We start from the raw sequence: 1032 nt of genomic DNA on the forward strand, positions 1-1032 counted from the left end.
ACGCCCTATTCAGACTCGCTTTCGCTACGGCTCCGTCTTATCAACTTAACCTCGCATGTAATCGTAACTCGCCGGTTCATTCTACAAAAGGCACGCTATCACCCATTAACGGGCTCTAACTATTTGTAAGCACACGGTTTCAGGTGCTGTTTCACTCCCCTTCCGGGGTTCTTTTCACCTTTCCCTCACGGTACTGGTTCACTATCGGTCACTAGAGAGTATTTAGCCTTGGGAGATGGTCCTCCCGGATTCCGACGGAATTTCTCGTGTTCCGCCGTACTCAGGATACTGAACAGAGTGAATGTTGTTTCAAATACAGGGCTTTTACCTTCTTCGGCAGTCCTTTCCAGGACGCTTCTTCTACAACGTTCATTTATGACTCTATGTGTTCAGTCCTACAACCCCAAAGAGCAAGCTCTTTGGTTTGGGCTCTTCCCTGTTCGCTCGCCGCTACTAAGGGAATCGAATTTTCTTTCTCTTCCTGCAGGTACTTAGATGTTTCAGTTCTCTGCGTCTACCTCTACTGACCTATGTATTCAGTCAGCAGTAACATCCTATTAAAGATGCTGGGTTCCCCCATTCGGAAATCTCTGGATCAAAGCTTACTTACAGCTCCCCAAAGCATATCGGAGTTCGTCCCGTCCTTCATCGGCTTCTAGTGCCAAGGCATCCACCGTGCGCCCTTAGTAACTTAACCTATCATTACTAATTGTGTTGCAACCGAAGTTGCTTGTTTTATCTTGCGATAAGAACAATTAAAAAACTCTTTTAAACGCGGTGTGTTTCTCGGTTTCTTACTTAAATGTTTCTATTAGACAATATCCAGTTTTCAAAGAACACTATTCTGAGAGACTAAACCTCTCAAAACTAAACAAAGTAAAAGCGAACCGTGTAGAATTCCGTTAATTCCTTAGAAAGGAGGTGATCCAGCCGCACCTTCCGATACGGCTACCTTGTTACGACTTCACCCCAATTATCTGTCCCACCTTAGGCGGCTGGCTCCCGAAGGTTACCTCACCGACTTTGGGTGTT

Annotated in this window: 2 rRNA genes; both read right to left on the minus strand. The window is 45.6% G+C overall.

Annotated elements, in window-relative coordinates:
• Positions 1 to 697 (minus strand): 23S ribosomal RNA (locus ACEN4I_RS13345); the annotation flags it as partial.
• A gap of 217 nt (positions 698 to 914) precedes the next feature.
• Positions 915 to 1032 (minus strand): 16S ribosomal RNA (locus tag ACEN4I_RS13350); the annotation flags it as partial.

The sequence above is a fragment of the Desemzia sp. FAM 23990 genome (assembly GCF_045528485.1).
Classification (GTDB): Bacteria; Bacillota; Bacilli; order Lactobacillales; family Carnobacteriaceae; genus Desemzia.